Here is a 19408-nt window from a genome sequence, read left to right as displayed (position 1 = left end):
AACGATATAACTGCGATGTGGTTGTACAATTGTCGGCAATAATTTAACTGAATGCAAAACACACCAAACCCAGCAGTAATTTTAGCAATCGTTCTAAACGGACTAATTTTTGTAATATATCTGATTTTAAAAAATAATGGTGAAAAAGGAAGTTTTTTTAATGGAGCAATTTTAAAAAACCCAATTAAACTTTTCCGACTTGCAAACCGAACTGAAAATAAAGGAATAAAATTTACTTATTTCTCATTGGTTTTTGCAGTTCCAGTTTTGACAATTCTATTTGCATTTACAGCCTTTACTCGAATCTCTGAATTTGGAAAAAGTGATGAATGTGAATATGAAGAATATTTTAGGAGTCGTGAATGGAACGGAAAAATAGTTGATAAATATCTTGACAAAGAAAATCACGGATATCTAACTATAAGTATAAAAAACCAAAAAGGAATTTATATAATACAAGATGAAATTTTATATGAATTTAATAATTATGAACTGATTGAAATTGGAGATTCTATTTCAAAAACTAAAGGAGAATTAATAGCACATTTATATAAACCGAATGGAGAAACGGAATTGAAATCTGATTTTAATTGTGGAAAATAAAAAACTAATGCCAACAATTTAAAACAAAAATAGGGAGTATTGGTGCTTTAACAAAGGTTTTGGTACATAACCAATGTGACAATTTTTTATATTCGTATCATGAAAAAATTTATTTTTATATTATGTATTGCTGCAACACTTATTTCATGTAATAAAAAGGTTCAACAACCAAATATCGTATTTGTTTTTGCAGATCAATGGAGAGCAGCATCGATGGGCTATCTCGGCAATAAAGATGTAAAAACACCCAACCTTAATCAGCTTGCTTCTCAGGGCGTTTATTTTACCAATACCGTTTCTACAAGTCCCGTTTGTACGCCTTATAGAGCAATGCTGTTAACGGGGCAGCACCCATTAAAAACGGGCATGTTTATGAATGATATTAGGCTTAATCCAGCATCGAATAGTTTTGCCAAACTCTTTAAACAAGAAGGATATAATACAGCCTATATTGGCAAGTGGCATTTAGACGATAATGGTCGTTCTGCTTATATACCGAAAGAAAGAAGACAGGGTTTTGACTATTGGAAAGTGTTAGAATGTACGCACAGCTACAATAACTCTCCCTATTGGGGAACCGATGATAAATTACATAATTGGGATGGCTATGATGCTGAAGCTCAAACAAAAGATGCTATCGCCTATATTGAAGAACAGTCTAAAAGTGATAAACCTTTTACCTTAATGCTATCTTGGGGGCCACCTCATGCTCCGTATGGAACGGCTCCTAAAGAATTTCAAGATTTATATGAAAATGCTGATATTCAGCTAAGACAAAATGTACCGGAAAAACTTGCCGAGAAAACAAAAGCCATATTAAAAGGATATTATGCACATTGTTCTGCACTTGATAGCTACATTAAACAATTACAAGATGCCATAAAGCGAAATAATATTGAAGATAACACTATTTTCGTGTTTACTTCTGATCATGGAGATATGATTAATAGCCATGGCGAAACGAAAAAACAACGCATCTATGAAGAGTCGGTTAAAGTACCTTTTATTGTTAAATATCCAGCATTGCTTGGAAAAGAAGGCAAAAAAAGTGATTTCTTATTAAATACCTTAGATATACTACCTACCCTATTAGGAATGTCAGGGGCTTCTATACCAGAAAATTTAGATGGAGAAGATATAACTGAAGTAATACTTGGTAAAAAGGAAGATGATAGAAAAGCATCACTTGTAGCATGTATTCAGCCTTTTGGTCAATGGAACAGAAGCCGAGGAGGTAAAGAATTTAGAGGAATTGTAACAAAGACACATACCTACGCTAAAGACTTAAATGGCGAATGGTTACTTTTTGATAATATTGCAGACCCCTATCAGTTAAACAATCTGATCGGAAATCCGGATTATAATTCTATTTCCAAAAACTTGGAAGCATTACTTGCTGAACAACTCAACTCATTAGACGATGCGTTTTTAACAGGACCAACGTATGTTAAAAAATGGGGACATCAAGTTGATTCCACCGGAACGGTACCTTACAAATGGTAACGCTAAGTAGCATGGTGCTTTTTTAAAAGTATTGAAGTTTAATTTAAATAGTATTTCATTCTAGGTGAGTTATGAACAGTCAATTGTGCTACTATATCTAATTATTTATTTTAGTATCTTTGAAACAGAACCTTAATTTAAACCTCTTGAAAAAAAAACCTATCAGACACAGGAAATCAAACGCCTCTAAAAAAGCGGGCTTGCCTCCTGGCAGTATTACCTATATTGGTAAAGAAAGATCAGAAGCTGCTATATTAGAAATGATAAGTTATAATCCTCAAGAGCTTTCTAAAGTAAAATATGACACCTGTGCAGAGCTTCATAAAAATATGCAGCCGAATTCTGTAAATTGGATTAATGTTGATGGAATACATAATTACCAACTCATTAATGAATTTCATGATATTTTTAAACTTGACAATTTGTTACTTGAAGATGTCTCCAACACCAATCAAAGACCAAAAGTGGAAGAATATGAAAATTACCTCTTCTTATCTTTAAAGATGCTACGTTACGACGAAGTGGAAAAAACGATTGATAGTGAGCAAATTAGCTTGGTTTTAAGTAAAGATTATGTCATTAGCTTTCAAGAAAAAACAGGTGATGTCTTTGGCCATATAAGAGAGCGGATTGAAGCTCCTAAAGGACAAATACGAAGTAAAAAGAATGATTATCTATTTTATTCGCTCATAGATTCCATCGTTGATAATTACTTTATTGCCATTGAAAATATTGGTAATGACCTTGAAGATTTGGAGGATGAAATCTTTAACGATCCCTCACAAAAATCTTTACAGAAAATTCATGCCTATAAAAATGTTTTATTAGTATTGAGAAGGTCTATCTATCCTTTACGGGAATCTGTCAATAAATTACTTCGTGATAATGACAAATTTATTAGCCCAAAAAACATTAAATATTTTAATGATGTACATGATCATACCATTCAAATTATAGACATCTTAGAATCTTATAGAGATGTAGTTTCAGGTTTAAAAGATAGTTATTTGTCTAGCTTGAGTCTTAAAATGAATCAGGTAATGCAAGTACTTACCATTATGGCTACCATTTTTATTCCACTAACCTTTATTGCAGGTATTTATGGAATGAATTTCGAAACCATCCCTGAATTAAAATGGGAATATGGATATTATTATTTCTGGGCCATTTCTATAGCTATCGGAATTGGTTTGTTATTCTATTTTAAAAAGAAAAAGTGGTTGTAATAGCTCTTTAAATTCAAATTATTTTATACATAAATGAACTTCAACTATATTTTATTTTTTGCAGTATTAATTTCTCAAAGCATCTCATCTCAAGAAAAAAGAGCCCGAGATTATGGTATTGAAATTGGCGTTATGAAAACGGGAAAACAAAACGCAATTACTGATGTGGATGGCGTAAAAGTAGGACACACTACTTTAATTGATGGTGATAGCATTAGAACCGGAGTCACAGCCATTTTACCACACGCTAAAAACATATTCCAATTAAAAGTACCTGCTGCTATTTATATAGGGAATGGTTTTGGAAAATTAGCAGGGTATAGTCAGGTAAAAGAATTAGGGAATATAGAAACCCCTATAATTTTAACGAACACCTTAAGTGTTCCGAAAGCTTCTGACGCATTGATTACATATACTTTAAACCAACCCGAAAATCGAAATGTGAGATCGGTAAATTCCGTTGTTGGTGAAACCAATGATGGTTATCTTAATGATATTCAAGGAAGGCATGTTAAAGAAAAGCATGTGTTAGACGCTATTAAAAATGCAAGCACTTCAAATGTAGAAGAAGGTAATGTTGGTGCTGGAACTGGTACTGTTTGTTTTGGATTTAAAGGTGGAATTGGAACTTCTTCTAGAGTGATACCAGAAGCATTAGGTGGCTATACTGTTGGAGTATTAGTACAAACTAATTTTGGCGGCGTATTACAAATCAATGGTGCTCCCATTGCAAAAGAACTAAATAGCTATCCCTATAAAAATGAAATGGAAGCGGATGGTTCTTGTATGATTGTTGTAATTACCGATGCTCCCATCAGTTCAAGAAACCTAGAAAGAATGGCAAAAAGAGCCATGTTAGGTCTCGCCAAAACAGGTGGCATTGCCTCCAATGGAAGTGGTGATTATGTGATTGCTCTTTCTACAGCAAAAGAAAATTTAATTGATTCAAAAAATGACTCCGCTTTTTATCAGCGTAAAGAATTAAAAAACAGTAAAACTACGCCCCTATTTATGGCAACGATTGAAGCTACAGAAGAAGCAATTATCAATTCACTATTCGCCGCTAAAGATATGACTGGTAGAAATAACCATACCATTAAGGCACTGCCTATTCTTGATATTCTAGATATTATGAAAAAATACAATCTCATTAAAGAAGAATAAAATACTTCTTTTGCTTCTTTTTTAGTCTTGTCTCTTTATTCTAACATTAATGAGCACAATCTAAACTTTACCCCTGTATTCAGGGTACTCATTTTCACCAAAAACCAGCTTTTGCACACATAGGTTTTCAGATACTTTTGTTTTAAATAATAAAAAAACAAACATCATGAAAATTTTTGCAACCCTACTAATCGTTTTATCATTAATTTCTTGTAATACTAAAGAAGTAGTGAACACCAATGCTAAAGCGGATACTATCCAAAAAGAAAAATTATATTTAAGTCATGTCAAATTCACAAATGCCATTCAGGTCTATGGTGAGCCCCAAATCAGTAATAAGAAAAAAGTAGCAGAAAACAATCTTTCTGAAGAACAACTTGCAGTTGTAGATAAATATTTTCCAAATAAAGAATATAAGTCTAAAAAAGTATTTTTTCTTGAAGCTCAATGGAAAAGACCAACAAACACAGAACTTACGGTATGGTATTTATTTATAGAAAATGAATGGAAACCAATTGAAGTTCGCACTAATGCGTAATATATTAATATTCATTTCGTTACCTAACAAACTATAGGCTAACCATTATGATAAAATTTAAACATATTGTGTTTTTGTTATTCTTCTGGATTCTAATATTTTCTTGTGAAGATAAAAAGGATACCGTAGCGAATTCAAAAGAAGAAACGCATGATGCTATTGCAAAAAAGGAATCAAACAATACCTTAATTTCAAAAACAAAAGAGCAATTAAACATGCTCTCTTTACGTGAAGCGACAACAAAATATGGAACGCCTCAAGAAAAAGAAATCATTAAAATAACAGCAAATAGTATTCCTTATAATTTAGAAGAACTAATAAAAAAACAATATCCCAACAAGGAATATGTAACCCATGAAATTGAAATCATAGCAGCTTCATGGAAGGTTCAAGACCAATCATGGATTCAAGTTTGGTATACATTAGAAAATAAGGTATGGATGCCTATTGATATGTTGGTTACAATTTAATCATACAAAAGCTTATTAAGCCAATTGCGTATTTTTTGTTCCTGATGTAGCTTGTATAATAATTGCAATACCCATTACCAAACCACAACCAATTAAATTCAGCCATAAATAACTTAACATGGCTTTATCACCTTGACTTTCAGGTAAAAACATAGTAAAATAATAGATTCCAATTACTACTACTTGTGTAATAAGTGCCGCCGTAAACACCGCATTACTCTTCACAAATTTTATAAAAAAGGCCAACAAGAACATTCCTAGTACATTACCATAAAATATGGAACCTATAATGTTTACGAGCTGTATCAAATTATCAAATAAGTTGGCAACGCAGGCTATTAAAATAGCAATAACACCCCATAACAAAGTAAACCATTTAGAAGCGATCATAAAATGCTTTTCAGATCTTTCACCAACTACATTTCGCTTGTATAAATCTAATGCTGTTGTTGAACCTAAGGCATTTAGCTCCGACGCTGTTGACGACATAGCCGCCGATAAAATTACGGCTAACAACAATCCTATCAAACCTCTTGGTAAATTGTTTAAAATAAAATGGATAAAAACATAATCCTTGTCATTAGCTTCTACTTTTACATCATTTTCTATTGCGGCTTCATTTATAAGAACTCTAGCTGCTTCCCTATTCTCCTTATCTACAGTATTAATTTCAGAGATTTGTTTACTCAAGGCCTCATTTTCAGATTTCACATATTCTTTGATTAACAACTGTTTTTCGTTAAAAATCAATTCTTGTTCTTCCTCCAGAGCCTTATAATCATTAGCATAAGATGAATTTAATACCGTCTCAGTAGCTGTTGGACTAAAATTTAAAGGTGTAGCATTAAATTGATAAAACACAAATACCATAACCCCAACTAACAATATAAAGAATTGCATTGGTACCTTTAACAAACCATTAAAAAGCAACCCCAATTGCATTTCTTTTATGGACTTCCCAGAAAGGTAACGTTGTACTTGACTTTGATCTGTCCCAAAATAGGCTAAGGCTAAAAAACTACCCCCAATTATACCACTCCAAAAGGTGTATCTATTATCAAAATCAAATGAAAAATCAAGGATTTTCATTTTATCACTGGCTCCTGCAATATCTAAAGCCTTAGTAAAGGTTACACCCGCTGGCAAGGCATCAACAATCATAAAAAAGGCAATGAACATACCCGTAAAAATAACCAGCATTTGATGTTTTTGCGTTACACTTACCGCTTTGGTACCTCCAGAAACCGTGTAAATAATAACTAAAATTCCTATGGTAATATTCAGCGTTATCAAATCCCAACCCAATACAGCAGATAGAATAATAGCTGGTGCATAAATCGTAATTCCCGCGGCTAAACCTCTTTGAATAAGAAATAAAATAGCTGCCAAACTTCGCGTTTTTAAATCAAAACGACTTTCGAGATATTCATATGCTGTAAATACTTTAAGCCGATGGTAAATAGGTATAAATACCAAACAAATAATAACCATGGCAATAGGTACGCCAAAATAGAATTGCACAAATCCCATTCCATCATGAAACGCCTGGCCTGGAGTAGACAAAAATGTGATAGCACTCGCTTGTGTAGCCATAACCGACAAACCGATAGTCCACCATTTAGATTCGTTACCTCCTCGAATAAAATCTTGTACATTTTTACTTCCTCTGGTTTTGTAAACACCATAGGCTACTATAAAAATAAGAGTACAGATTAAAATTATCCAATCAATTTGCTGCATAGCTATTTTTTTATGAAAATATCTTCATTATTAGATAAAATAATACCACATAAAACGCATTGGCTACTAAAACCCAGGTATATAATTTTTGCCATGTATATTTTTTATCCTCATTCATTAGATTTGTTCTTATTTTTTACCAACTGAAATCATGTTAGCGAATAATTTATAAGCTCCGGGTACACCAGCAGGAAGTTCTCTAAAAAAACTAATCCCAGTATATATGAAATGCCCTTTTCCGTATTTTGCTATAAGTAGACTTCCTTTTTTTGCCGACTCTCCTTTATCATGCATTGATAATATTGGTGTAAAATCTTTACTCCATTCATTTGGAAAATACAAGCCACGTTCTTGAATCCACCCCTCAAAATCTTCTGACTCCATATTGTTCGGTGAAGTTAACAAGCCGTATTTTTCTGATAAAAAACCTACGGTAGCATCTTCTTCCACTACCCTATCTCTTGATAATTTCAATTCATAAGGAGCAACAGTATCTACTTTCAATCCTCTATTCGTATTGTATTGAACAATTAATGTACCTCCATTTTCTACATATTTATGAAGAGCAGCTTGATAAAATTTTGCTTTATCACTTACATTATATATTCTAATACCCAAAACAACGGCATCGTATTTATTCAATGACTTTAAACTTATATTGTCTTCGTTTAATTCCTCAACTTTAAAACCAATTTGTGCTAAACTGGTAGGGATTTGATCTCCTGCACCTTGAATATATCCTATTAAATTTCCTTTCTTTTTAATATCTAATCGCACCAATTTAGCTTCTGACGGCATTAAAATTGTTTGTTTCGGAATATGATCATAATCAATGTTTATCAATTCTTTTGTATACATACTATCGCCGATGGTTACAATAGGTGACATTAATCCTTCACTTTGATTGTTTGGTGGTGTTACCGTAAAAACAACTGTTTTTTCTCCACCTTTATTAGCGATGGTAAAGTCAATCTTTTCGGGACTCACTTTCCAATCAGAAGGGTAACATAAATTAACAGAACCTGATAAATTATCTTTTGATGATTTAATAACTACTGGTATTTCTTTCGCTGAATTATCAGCAAAAATATTTATCTTATTTGAAATTTTTGCGGTTACTTCTGGTAAAATTTCAAAAGGTTGGTACACTTCACCCTTTACAGGATCGTTATATTTATAAACAATAGGCTTTTTTATGTCTATAGGATAGCCATCAATAACCAAACTAAAGACTGCGGTGGCATTATGTGGCGTTTCTGGGTTTCCTATTAATGAATGATCCGTAACTTTATACATCCCCAAGGTACTCACATCAGTTAACCAATAAGGAGCAGTAAATTGTTCTTTATCAGAAATGTAAAGTTGATCCGTATACGTGTATGATTGATTATTGGCCAGATCTTTTACGTGTGCAAACTCTTGACCTTCTATTGGTCTTTTAAAGGAAGTCATCAAATTAACGGCCGTTAATTTAATAGTTACATTACTTCTATTGATGGCTTCGATGTCAATATTCACTTTTTCATTTAAAGTACTAAATGAACTTTCTGCTTTGGCCTCTAAATACAAGCCCGCACAAGCTGCAATAACACTTTTAATTTCAGGTAATTTTAAAAATTTCCAATGACCCTCAGGTAAATTATCAATCAATTGATAGGCTTTCATTAATTCAGGTATACTATGGTCTGGATTCTTAAAATCGAAATCTTGTTGCACTTTACCCAAAATATCAGCAATGGCTTTACCCCCATCTACTCTGTTCCAAGAAGTATCAACACCTTCAAAAATATTTCCATTTTTGGGCATTGTACCTTTTAAAAGTTCTATATATTCTAATTCAGAACCTCTAGAACCCGTACTACCAAAACCTTGTGATCTATGTTGGCTTCTACTTAACGACGCAATTTCAGGGTTAGACAATCCTTTAGAAGGAAAATAAACTCCCATATCAAAACTTAATAAATTTGTTTTATCAGCTTTATCAAATTTTTCTTGGCTTCCATAAAACCACCAAGAGGTATTAAAAAATAAATTCTTTGGTTGCCACGTTCCATATAAATTGTGACTTTTAAAATTTTTATCTCCAACCAAATCAAATGCCTCTACACTTAACATTGCTGACGACGTATGATGCCCATGCGTAGTACCTGGCGTTCTATGATTGAAACGATTAATAATTACATCTGGTTTGAATTTTCTAATGATAGAAACTACATCTTTTAAAACTTCCTCTTTATTCCATATAGATAAGGTCTCATCAGGATGCTTAGAATAACCAAAGTCTTTAGCTCTTGAAAAAAATTGCTCACCACCATCTGTTCTTCGTGCAGCTAATAACTCTTGTGTTCTTATAACACCTAAAAGTTCTTGCAATTCAGAACCTATCAAATTTTGTCCACCATCACCTCTAGTTATTGACAAATATCCCGTTCTGGCTTTAATATGATTGGAAAAATAGGAAATTAATCGTGTATTTTCATCATCCGGATGTGCTGCAACATATAGTACTGTTCCTAAAAAATTCAATTTCTGTATAGATTCATAAATCTCAGAAGTACTGGATTTATTAGGCTTTTGAGCATTAATTGGTAATACAAAAAGAAGAATTACCAGTAATAATAGTATTTTTTTCATAAATTTTAATGAGTCTAATTAAATCTTAGGCTCACAAATCTACTTAAAATTTACGATTGTGAATAAAACAGTAAAATTTATTTTTTTAGCTCCTATATATTAATCTATATTTGTAAATATATTATAAGACATCATTGAGAGCTTTGATATAACTCGTTTAATTACTGCAAAAAGGTAGTGACTAAACATTGAACATTTTAACCTATTATACAGAGATGAAATTTATAGTTTCAAGTAATCAATTATTAAAGCAACTTCAAGTTTTAGGAGGTGTTATCAATAATAGCAATACATTACCAATTTTAGACAATTTCTTATTTGAATTGTCAAATAATCAGTTAAAAGTTTCTGCATCAGATTTAGAAACTACAATGACTACAATTATTGAAGCTGAGGCTGATGAAGATGGTAAAGTTGCCATCAATGCCAGATTATTATTAGATACTTTAAAAACTTTTCCAGAACAACCCTTAACTTTTGTGGTTGAAGAAAATAATACGCTTGAAATCAGTTCTGAAAGTGGTAAGTATGCCTTAGCGTATGCTGATGGAGAAGAATTTCCGAAAGCAGTTGAGTTAGAAGAACCAAGTAAAACGGTAATAACAGGAGATATATTAGCAACAGCTATATCTAAAACTATTTTTGCTTCTGGTAACGACGATTTACGACCTGTAATGAGTGGTGTTTTCTTTCAGTTCTCTAAAGAAAATTTAACTTTTGTAGCTACAGATGCTCATAAACTGGTTAAATATACTCGTAATGATGTTAGTGCAAGTGAAGTCGCTGAGTTCATAATGCCTAAAAAACCATTAAACTTATTAAAGAATATTTTATCAGGTTCGCAAGAGGATGTGATCGTTGAATATAACGACGCAAACGCTAAATTTTCTATTGATAAAACAGTTTTAGTTTGTCGTTTAATTGATGGTAAATATCCAAACTACGAAGCGGTTATCCCAAAAGAGAACCCAAATAAATTAACCTTAGAAAGAAGTTCATTTTTAAATTCTGTTCGTCGTGTTTCTATATTCTCAAGTAAAACGACACATCAAATACGTTTAAAAATGGCAGGTACTGAATTAAATATCTCCGCAGAAGATATTGACTTTTCAAATAAAGCAGATGAACGCCTAAAATGTAACTACGAAGGTGATGATATGCAAATAGGTTTTAATTCTAAATTTTTATCAGAAATGTTAAACAATTTAGAATCAAATGAAATTTTATTAGAAATGTCATTACCCAATAGAGCTGGAATTTTAACTCCAATTGATGGATTAGAAGAAGGTGAGCACATTACAATGCTTGTTATGCCTGTAATGTTAAATGGATAATACCTTTTAAGTCCCTTTTATTTTATTATTTTAATTACTGTTTTTAAGGCTTATTTTAAGACCAATCGGTATGTTTTTTTATTAAATAAACAGAATACTATCATTTTCTTACCATTTAAATAGAAAACCATACTTTATATTGATTTTATTGTAATGTAATGAAATATTCGTTACTTTAGCAGTCTTATAGAACCCCTAAATTCTATTTTAATTTATTGTATTAATAAAATTAATATTATTTCACTAAAATATTATTAATTTTCGTGTGTAAAAGCGAAGTGTAATTAAAGTAACTCTATGAAAAGAACACTACTCTCTATTTTAACATTTACAGTATTCACCTATGTGGCAGTTTCTCAAACAACTGACTACTCTAAGGTTATTTTCAGTAGTAAAATATATGAATACAAAAACGACGAACCCAGAACTCAAGAATTAGGTATCGATAAAGAATTATTATCAAGTATTATTGATAATCTTGGCGATTCACTTTACTCAGAGAAAGAAAAAAAAGACATTGTAGATAAAGCATGGTTGGCTTTTTCTAACCCTAAACTATTTGATTTTGTTTTTAAGGATTTTGCCGTAAAAACAATTAATAATTGGGGCCAAGTAAATGCTAATGGTGAATTGGTATTAGAACCTAACCCATACCTTACGGAATGGACGATCAATAGCGACGAATTCCCCTATTTTCAATTGGCATTAAGTAAAATATTAAGTCACTATGATTTAATTACTTATGGTGATGATGCTGAAGGTGTGAAATCATCGTTTAATGAATTACTAATCACAAAAAATATTAACTTTCAAGATCCTAAAGATGACGATTGGGCCTATTCTTATTTAGAAACTGTAAATGCCGATTTAGCACCAAAAGGATTAGTAGCTTTGGTTACGAAAGGATATTATAACATCATCGTTTGTAAACTTGAAAAGAAGGATGAAATAACAGAACTTTTCAAAAAAATTGAATGGGATTTTATTCAACCCTAAAATTTATAAAAAAATTATACTCAAGTAATTAAAAAACCGTTCTTTAAGGGAGCGGTTTTTTTCCATACAACGCCGAACCAGCAATTAATAAATAAAAACTAATGACAACATGATGAAAAACATCATATTTATCTGTTTAGCGTTAATTACATTTAATGTTGACCTTTTTGCTCAACCAGATTATTCTGCAATACGTTTCCACAGTACTATAAAGGAATATAAAAAAGTAAAACCCAACTTAAAAGAGGCTAATTTTAAAAAAGCCGATATTCAAAATATCGTATCATTATTAGGAAGTTCTTTTTACAATGAGGAAGAAGTTATAGATATTACCGAAAAAATTTGGCTGGCTCTTTTAGATCCAAAGAAATTTGACTACGTCTATAAGGATATAGCTGTTCAATCTATTCCTAATTGGAATAAAAAGAATTTTAAAGGTGAAATTGTTATAGAACCCAACCCTCTTTTAGCCAAATGGACCAAAGCTCAAAACGATATTTTATATTTTAAAGATGCCGTTGGGCAATTACTAACTTTCTATAAATTAATGGGGTATAGTGAAGATGCAAAAGGTGCAAAAAAGGCATTAGCCAATATGTTGCATACAGAAAAATATAAATTCAGATCAATTAGGGCTAATGATTGGCCAAGCTACTATTTAAGTTCTGCTAATGCAGGAATTAATTCAAAAGGACTAACAGCAATGATATCCAATTATGACTTTTTTGTATGTAAAACGAGCCAAAAATCCAGTCTTATAGCTGCTTTTCAAAAAATGGATTGGTTATTTGAAAAACCTGTTAAATAAGAAAAAGGCAACTTAAATTTTTATTTATATCCTACATTCATTTTACGTTTAGTTCAATAGTACATACCTAATTCGTTGACGAAATTTATTATTATTAAAATAATTTCGTTCAGGTCATTGTGAAGTTTGGTGTTATAATAATTAATCAATATAACACTTGTTCAAAACTTCAAGCTCAAATTACTTCTAATTAAATAATACAGAAAAACTACCAATTGAAGAAGATGGACTGAAGACTTTTTTTCCTACCTTTCCAAAATGAATTTTTTAGCACATATTTATTTATCTGGTAATAACGATCTACTTAAAATTGGTAATTTTATTGCTGATGGCATTGTTGGAAATAAATATAAACACCTTCCCATTGCCGTTCAAAAAGGAATTCAACTCCATCGAAAAATTGATTCATTTACAGATACACACCCAATTGTAAGAAAGAGTAAAAAAAGACTTCACCCAAGATACAGACATTATAATGGAGTAATTATTGATATTTTATATGATCACTATTTGGCCAAAAACTGGTTAGTATACAGCGATATAGAATTGAATGCTTATACACAACAGTTTTATACATTATTAACGGACAATCATGAAATTCTACCTGAAAAAATTAAAAAGCTATTGCCTTATATGATTAAAGACAATTGGTTGTACAATTACAGAACTATCGAAGGGATAGAAACGGTATTAATAGGTATGAATAAGAGAACAAAAAACATCTCTAAAATGAATTTAGCCATTGAAGATTTACAACTTTATTATACTGATTTTGAAGATGACTTTACAACCTTCTTTGAAGATTTACGTAACTTATCATCTGAACAAACAAAAATAATACTTAATAAATAGAGGTATATTCGTCTAATTATTTTTCTGTTGAAACAATAATTAATAACATATCCTACAACGACTTATCTAAATAACCATAAGCATAAAGGTTCTTATAATTTTATTTAAATGAAAAAAATCCTACTTATTTTAAGCATTTGCTTCCTTGTGATACAATGTAAAAAAAGTGCCCCAAATACTTCAATACTTGAAACCGAAGATAATAGAACCTATGGCATTCTTGCCGATTCTGCCATGGTGGTATCTGCAAGAGAAGAGGCTTCCAAAATTGGATTAGCCATTATGAAACAGGGAGGAAATGCATTTGATGCTATGGTTGCCACTGATTTATCATTGCTTGTCTCCTATCCATTTGCAGGCAATATTGGAGGTGGTGGTTTTATGGTTTATCGATTAAAGGATGGTAAAACAGGAAGTATTGATTATCGTGAAAAAGCTCCTCTCAAAGCCTCGAGAGATATGTATTTAGATAAAAAAGAGAATGTAATTCCCAATAAAAGCACCTTGGGAGCTATGGCTGTCGGCGTGCCTGGCACTGTGGCTGGGTTATTTGAAGTTCATAAAAAATTTGGTACCCTACCCATTGAAAAACTTATGCAACCTGCCATAGATTTGGCAACTAACGGTGTTGTTGTTACCAAGCACCAAGCGAGAATGTTTAATGCATACAGACCTCTTTTTGAGAAAGCAAACAAACGCACTATCCTTCTAGATAAAGAATGGCAGGTTGGTGATACTATAAAATACCCCGCACTAGCGTCAACATTAACAAGAATAAGAGATAATGGCAGAGATGAATTCTATAAAGGAAAGACAGCTGATCTTTTGGTGGAATATGTTCAAAGTTTAGGTGGAATTATAACAAAAGAAGATTTAGCAACTTATGAAGCACAATGGAGAAACCCAATAACATTTGAATATAAAGGTAATAAGATCATTTCTATGTCTCCACCATCTAGTGGTGGTATTTGTATTGGTCAAATTTTAAAAAGTATTGAGCCCTATAATATCAATCAATATGCCCATAACTCTTTAGAATATGTTCAATTAATAACAGAAGCCGAACGAAGAACTTATGCCGATAGATCTGAATTTTTAGGCGACCCTGATTTTGTGCATGTACCTATTGATACCTTACTCTCACCCTATTATTTATCGCAAAGAATGTCTGATTTCAATTGGAATAAGGCCACTAAATCTACCGATATTACGTATGGTGAAATCACCCTACCAGAAAGTGACGAAACAACACACTATTCTATTGTAGATCAATTTGGGAACGCTGTAGCAGTTACCACTACAATTAATGGAGCTTATGGCTCTAAAGTGTATGTTAAGGATGCAGGATTCTTTCTAAATAATGAAATGGATGACTTCAGTTCTAAACCTGGTGAGCCAAATATGTTTGGATTATTAGGTGCCGAAGCTAATGCTATTGCCCCTCAAAAAAGAATGTTAAGTGCTATGACACCTACAATTGTAGAAAAAGAGGGTAAACTTAAAATGGTGATTGGCACGCCTGGTGGTTCTACAATTATCACCTCGGTAATGCAAAACATTTTAAATGTTTTAGAATACGATATGACCATGCAAGAGTCAGTATCACAGCCTAGATTCCATCATCAATGGTATCCAGATGATATTAAATTTGAAACTACCTTTGACAGTATTATATTTCCTGCTTTGCGAAATAAAGGATATATCATTGACCAAAGCAATTCTCGAATTATAGGTAAAGTAGATGCCATTTTAGTTTTACCTAATGGCAAATTAGAAGGTGGTGCCGACCCTAGAGGTGATGATAGTGCGGAAGGTTTTTAAATTGAATTATAAAATATAATTTCCAATTATGAACACCATTTTTAACCCAAAATAGGAAGTAATTGTGTTTTGTTATTTAATAATTGATTATTATTTCTCTTTTGGTGCTTGAATATTGATATTTCTCAACAGTTTTTTATATTTTCGCAGTCTCAAAAACCCATCTGTTTTTTACTTTAAAACTTGATACTATAGTTGGGTTGATTTTATACATTATGGAAGAAAAGAAATTTGATGTCAATTCGCTCATAGGTTTTTTATTATTAGGTGCTATTATGGTTTGGTATATGTATACCAATCAACCAACACCTGAAGAACTTGAAAAGCAAAGAACTGAGCAAATACAAGATTCAATACAAAACGTCCAAGAGCAAATAACTCAACCCACCACAAAGACCGTTGACTCAGCTATAACCACGGTAAACCCTACAGATTCTGTCGCTCTTTCAAATGCTCAAAGTCAATTAGGAGCTTTTGCATATAGTGCTACATTACCCTCTGCATCGGCCAATGAAACTATTATTGAAAACGATTTATTAAAAATTAAAGTTTCCAATAAAGGTGGACAAATAACAGATGTTGAGCTGAAAAAATTTAAAACAAACGCTCAAAAACCATTACACCTCGTAAAAGATAATAATGCTCTTTTTAATATCAACTTTGCGACAATGGATAATAGAACTTTAAATACTAAAGATCTATTTTTTGAACCAACCTTATCTAAAAATGGCGAAAACCAAGTACTTTCTATGAAATTGAAAGTATCAGCTGACCAATATTTAGAATATCGTTACGAGATTAAACCAGGAGATTACATGCTAGATTTTACTTTAAAATCTCAAGGCATGGATAGGGCAATAAATACCACGCAACCTTTACAATTGAATTGGGACTTTAAAGCCTATCGTCAAGAAAAAAGTATAAAGACCGAAAACATGTACGGTTATTTCTACTATAAAGCCGATGATGATGTAAGTTACTTAAGTTTTACAGATGAAGATGAATTAAAAGATGTAAACTGGGTTGCCTACAAACAACACTTTTTCACCTCTTTATTAAAAACCGAGACTCCTTTTAGTTCTGCAAATGTTTCTTCTACAGATTTAGTAAAAGATGAAGAAAAGGACACCGTATTTACAAAGCTGTTTACTTTAAAAGCACCATTAGACATGAAAAATGGTGAGCTTAATTATGCCATGAACTGGTATTATGGGCCTACAGATTATAAAATATTTAAAAAGTATAAAGACACAGACATTAAAGATGTGGCTGACCTAGGTTGGGGTATTTTTGGTTGGATTAACAGAATTATTTTTATTCCAGTATTTACTTTTTTAAGTACGTACATGACCAATTATGGATTAATAATTATTTTAATGACCATAATTGTTCGGATAATAATGTCGCCTGTGGTATACAAATCTTATTTATCGAGTGCAAAAATGAAGGTATTACGGCCTGAAATGCAAGCGATAAATGAAAGACTTAAGGGTAAGGAAAACGCAATGAAGCGTCAACAAGAAACAATGGCCTTACAACGTAAAGCAGGGGTTAGTCCACTAGCTGGTTGTATACCCGCGTTGATTCAAATGCCAGTATTCTTTGCCTTATTTAGATTTTTTCCATCAGAGATAGGTTTACGACAAAAAAGCTTTTTATGGGCAGATGATTTATCTTCTTATGATATGGTTGCTCAATTACCCTTTAAAATTCCTTTTTATGGAGATCACGTCAGTTTATTTCCAATCTTAGCATCTATAGCTATATTCTTTTATATGCGTATGACGCAAAGTCAGCAAATGAATATGCAGCAGCCCACTCAAGAAGGTATGCCTGATATGAGTAAGATGATGAAATACATGATGTACTTCTCTCCTCTTATGATGCTTTTCTTTTTTAATAATTATGCAAGTAGTTTGAGTTTATACTATTTCGTATCTAACTTACTTACTATAGTAATTATGTTGGTAATTAAGAATTTTATTATCGATGAAGATAAAATTCACGCACAAATACAAGAAAACAAGGCTAAGCCTGAAAAGAAAAAAAGCAAGTTTAAACAACGTTTAGATGACGCCATGAAGCAAGCTCAAGTACAACAAGAACAAAAGAAAAAGAAATAATTTCTATAAATTAATATTTAGTATTTAAAACCGAAGCTTATCGCTTCGGTTTTTTTTTATGATTCTATTTTATTTGATTTTCTTCTTTAAAAATACGAACTTCGTTTGCTCTAATAATTATAGTGATTTTATATCTTTATATTCAAGGCAACCTAAAAACCTAACATAATGCTTAAGAAATTCTTTAGTTACCAACTTGTTTTATTTATAAGTGTGATAGTACTATCATCTTGTAGTTCAAGTTCAAAATTAACAAGTTCAACACCAACTACGAATTCAAAAGCTTCTCTTGAAAAACCATATGTCATCTTAATTTCCTTGGATGGTTTTCGGTGGGATTATGTAGAAAAATATAAACCGCCTCATTTATCTAATTTTATTAAAAATGGTGTAAAAGCGGAGTCACTAATCCCATCATTTCCGTCTAAAACCTTTCCAAATCATTATACCATTGCCACAGGAATGTATCCTGATAAACATGGTATTATTGGGAATTCATTTTTTAGTTACAAAAAAAATACTATTTATAAATTAGGAAATCGTGAAACCGTTGAAGATGGTACCTTTTATGGAGGTACACCAATTTGGGTACTCGCTGATAAAAATCAGATGGTTTCTGCAAGTTATTTTTTCGTTGGCTCTGAAGCAGACATTCAAGGTAAACACCCTACCTATTATAAAATTTATGATGGCAGCATAAAAAATGAAACCCGAGTAACTCAAGCTCTTAATTGGTTAGCATTACCCAAAGAAAAAAGACCACATTTAATTACCATGTATTTTTCTGACATGGATAATACGGGTCATGATTTTGGACCAAATAATGATGCTGAAATAAAAAAAACATTGTTTACTTTGGATAAAAACTTAGGTGATTTATTCAAAGGTACAGCAGCAACAGGACTCCCTATAAATATTGTTATTGTTTCTGATCATGGTATGATGGAGTTAAAGACTGAAAATTTGATTCCCAGAGAGACTATTAAAAATGATAGTTTGTATGTAACCATAGATAATGGAGCCATTGTAAATATCCATCCAAAGAAAAATGTTGATATTGATGTTTTACTTAAAGATTTAAAACAAAAAGAAGCTCACTTTAAAGTTTATAAAACTGAAAATACTCCGGGTTTTGAATATACACCACAAAATAAAGACTGGGGCAGCATTCAATTAATACCAGATGTTGGCTACTATTTTAGTTCTAAATCACGCATAGCATCGCTAAAAGAGAAAAATATTGATAAAATAGGTATCCACGGACCTGATCCGAAGTATAAAGATATGCATGGTATCTTTTATGCGAACGGCCCAGGTTTTAAAAACGGATATGAGACCGCTTCAATTAAAAACATACACATCTATCCAATTCTTTGTAAATTGTTAGGATTGGATATTCCCAATACTATTGACGGGAAGTTAGAAGAGTTAAAAGATGTTCTAAAATAAAAAATTGCAATAATAATCTATTGTGCATTTTGACTTTTTTATCAAAAATTATTCTCTCGAAGTTTAGGGAGACGCTTTTACTTATTATTTCTTTCATAATGCACAATGGGTTAATACTACTATAATATATACGGTTATTCCCAAAAT

General features: G+C 31.8%; 15 protein-coding genes. 13 read left to right on the top strand and 2 right to left on the bottom strand.

Going from position 1 to position 19408, the window contains the following annotated elements; genetic code table 11:
- Window positions 1-51: 51 nt before the first annotated feature.
- The 6 genes from D3P13_RS05675 to D3P13_RS05650 all read left to right on the top strand — a co-directional run bounded on the left by D3P13_RS05675 (window position 52) and on the right by D3P13_RS05650 (window position 5504).
- Complete coding sequence (locus D3P13_RS05675) at window positions 52-603, top strand: hypothetical protein (protein WP_117880359.1); 552 nt, start codon at window positions 52-54, stop codon at window positions 601-603.
- Between the two features lie 99 nt (window positions 604-702).
- Window positions 703-2106, top strand: coding sequence for a sulfatase family protein (locus tag D3P13_RS05670; protein ID WP_117880358.1), 1404 nt, complete (start codon window positions 703-705; stop codon window positions 2104-2106).
- 146 nt (window positions 2107-2252) lie between these two features.
- Window positions 2253-3332 (top strand): magnesium/cobalt transporter CorA, encoded by a 1080-nt coding sequence (corA, locus tag D3P13_RS05665; protein ID WP_117880357.1) that lies wholly within the window; start codon window positions 2253-2255, stop codon window positions 3330-3332.
- Window positions 3333-3365: 33 nt separating this feature from the next.
- Window positions 3366-4496, top strand: a complete 1131-nt coding sequence (locus D3P13_RS05660; protein ID WP_117880356.1) for a DmpA family aminopeptidase — start codon at window positions 3366-3368, stop codon at window positions 4494-4496.
- Between the two features lie 166 nt (window positions 4497-4662).
- Window positions 4663-5034, top strand: coding sequence for a hypothetical protein (locus tag D3P13_RS05655; protein WP_117880355.1), 372 nt, complete (start codon window positions 4663-4665; stop codon window positions 5032-5034).
- A gap of 47 nt (window positions 5035-5081) precedes the next feature.
- Window positions 5082-5504 (top strand): hypothetical protein, encoded by a 423-nt coding sequence (locus tag D3P13_RS05650; protein ID WP_117880354.1) that lies wholly within the window; start codon window positions 5082-5084, stop codon window positions 5502-5504.
- 15 nt (window positions 5505-5519) lie between these two features.
- On the opposite strand, the gene D3P13_RS05645 is transcribed toward D3P13_RS05650, so the two are convergent.
- Window positions 5520-7244: a sodium:solute symporter gene (locus D3P13_RS05645; RefSeq protein ID WP_117880353.1), complete on the bottom strand. Its 1725-nt coding sequence runs from the start codon at window positions 7242-7244 to the stop codon at window positions 5520-5522.
- A 129-nt stretch (window positions 7245-7373) separates the two neighbouring features.
- The gene (locus tag D3P13_RS05640; RefSeq protein ID WP_117880352.1) at window positions 7374-9878 is read right to left on the bottom strand and encodes a PIG-L family deacetylase; all 2505 of its coding nucleotides are present in this window, start codon (window positions 9876-9878) and stop codon (window positions 7374-7376) included.
- Window positions 9879-10093: 215 nt separating this feature from the next.
- Here D3P13_RS05640 and dnaN point away from each other — a divergent pair, with 215 nt between their 5' ends.
- The 7 genes from dnaN to D3P13_RS05605 all read left to right on the top strand — a co-directional run bounded on the left by dnaN (window position 10094) and on the right by D3P13_RS05605 (window position 19261).
- Window positions 10094-11212, top strand: a complete 1119-nt coding sequence (gene dnaN / locus D3P13_RS05635) for a DNA polymerase III subunit beta (protein ID WP_117880351.1) — start codon at window positions 10094-10096, stop codon at window positions 11210-11212.
- 297 nt (window positions 11213-11509) lie between these two features.
- On the top strand, window positions 11510-12208 hold the full coding sequence (locus D3P13_RS05630) for a hypothetical protein (protein ID WP_117880350.1): 699 nt from the start codon (window positions 11510-11512) through the stop codon (window positions 12206-12208).
- 109 nt (window positions 12209-12317) lie between these two features.
- Complete coding sequence (locus tag D3P13_RS05625) at window positions 12318-13016, top strand: hypothetical protein (protein WP_117880349.1); 699 nt, start codon at window positions 12318-12320, stop codon at window positions 13014-13016.
- Window positions 13017-13274: 258 nt separating this feature from the next.
- On the top strand, window positions 13275-13868 hold the full coding sequence (locus tag D3P13_RS05620) for an acyl carrier protein phosphodiesterase (protein ID WP_117880348.1): 594 nt from the start codon (window positions 13275-13277) through the stop codon (window positions 13866-13868).
- A gap of 108 nt (window positions 13869-13976) precedes the next feature.
- Complete coding sequence (ggt, locus tag D3P13_RS05615) at window positions 13977-15689, top strand: gamma-glutamyltransferase (RefSeq protein WP_117880347.1); 1713 nt, start codon at window positions 13977-13979, stop codon at window positions 15687-15689.
- Window positions 15690-15904: 215 nt separating this feature from the next.
- Window positions 15905-17812 carry a membrane protein insertase YidC gene (yidC, locus tag D3P13_RS05610; protein ID WP_117880346.1) on the top strand — a complete coding sequence of 636 codons (1908 nt, stop codon included), beginning with the start codon at window positions 15905-15907 and terminating at the stop codon, window positions 17810-17812.
- A 168-nt stretch (window positions 17813-17980) separates the two neighbouring features.
- On the top strand, window positions 17981-19261 hold the full coding sequence (locus D3P13_RS05605) for an alkaline phosphatase family protein (protein ID WP_117880345.1): 1281 nt from the start codon (window positions 17981-17983) through the stop codon (window positions 19259-19261).
- The last annotated feature ends 147 nt before the right edge of the window (window positions 19262-19408 follow it).

The organism is Aureibaculum luteum (assembly GCF_003449015.1).
In the GTDB taxonomy this organism is placed as follows: Bacteria; Bacteroidota; Bacteroidia; order Flavobacteriales; family Flavobacteriaceae; genus Aureibaculum; species Aureibaculum luteum.
Note: the sequence above shows the minus strand (reverse complement) of the source record. Positions and strands in the feature narration are given on the sequence as shown.

What these genes read in the sequence shown, in the direction of transcription:
- D3P13_RS05675 (WP_117880359.1), top strand. Translation starts at nt 52, where the DNA reads ATGCAAAACACACCAAACCCAGCAGTAATTTTAGCAATCGTTCTAAAC.
- D3P13_RS05670 (WP_117880358.1), top strand. Translation starts at nt 703, where the DNA reads ATGAAAAAATTTATTTTTATATTATGTATTGCTGCAACACTTATTTCA.
- D3P13_RS05660 (WP_117880356.1), top strand. Translation starts at nt 3,366, where the DNA reads ATGAACTTCAACTATATTTTATTTTTTGCAGTATTAATTTCTCAAAGC.
- D3P13_RS05655 (WP_117880355.1), top strand. Translation starts at nt 4,663, where the DNA reads ATGAAAATTTTTGCAACCCTACTAATCGTTTTATCATTAATTTCTTGT.
- D3P13_RS05650 (WP_117880354.1), top strand. Translation starts at nt 5,082, where the DNA reads ATGATAAAATTTAAACATATTGTGTTTTTGTTATTCTTCTGGATTCTA.
- D3P13_RS05645 (WP_117880353.1), bottom strand. Translation starts at nt 7,244, where the DNA reads ATGCAGCAAATTGATTGGATAATTTTAATCTGTACTCTTATTTTTATA.
- D3P13_RS05640 (WP_117880352.1), bottom strand. Translation starts at nt 9,878, where the DNA reads ATGAAAAAAATACTATTATTACTGGTAATTCTTCTTTTTGTATTACCA.
- dnaN (WP_117880351.1), top strand. Translation starts at nt 10,094, where the DNA reads ATGAAATTTATAGTTTCAAGTAATCAATTATTAAAGCAACTTCAAGTT.
- D3P13_RS05630 (WP_117880350.1), top strand. Translation starts at nt 11,510, where the DNA reads ATGAAAAGAACACTACTCTCTATTTTAACATTTACAGTATTCACCTAT.
- D3P13_RS05625 (WP_117880349.1), top strand. Translation starts at nt 12,318, where the DNA reads ATGATGAAAAACATCATATTTATCTGTTTAGCGTTAATTACATTTAAT.
- D3P13_RS05620 (WP_117880348.1), top strand. Translation starts at nt 13,275, where the DNA reads ATGAATTTTTTAGCACATATTTATTTATCTGGTAATAACGATCTACTT.
- ggt (WP_117880347.1), top strand. Translation starts at nt 13,977, where the DNA reads ATGAAAAAAATCCTACTTATTTTAAGCATTTGCTTCCTTGTGATACAA.
- yidC (WP_117880346.1), top strand. Translation starts at nt 15,905, where the DNA reads ATGGAAGAAAAGAAATTTGATGTCAATTCGCTCATAGGTTTTTTATTA.
- D3P13_RS05605 (WP_117880345.1), top strand. Translation starts at nt 17,981, where the DNA reads ATGCTTAAGAAATTCTTTAGTTACCAACTTGTTTTATTTATAAGTGTG.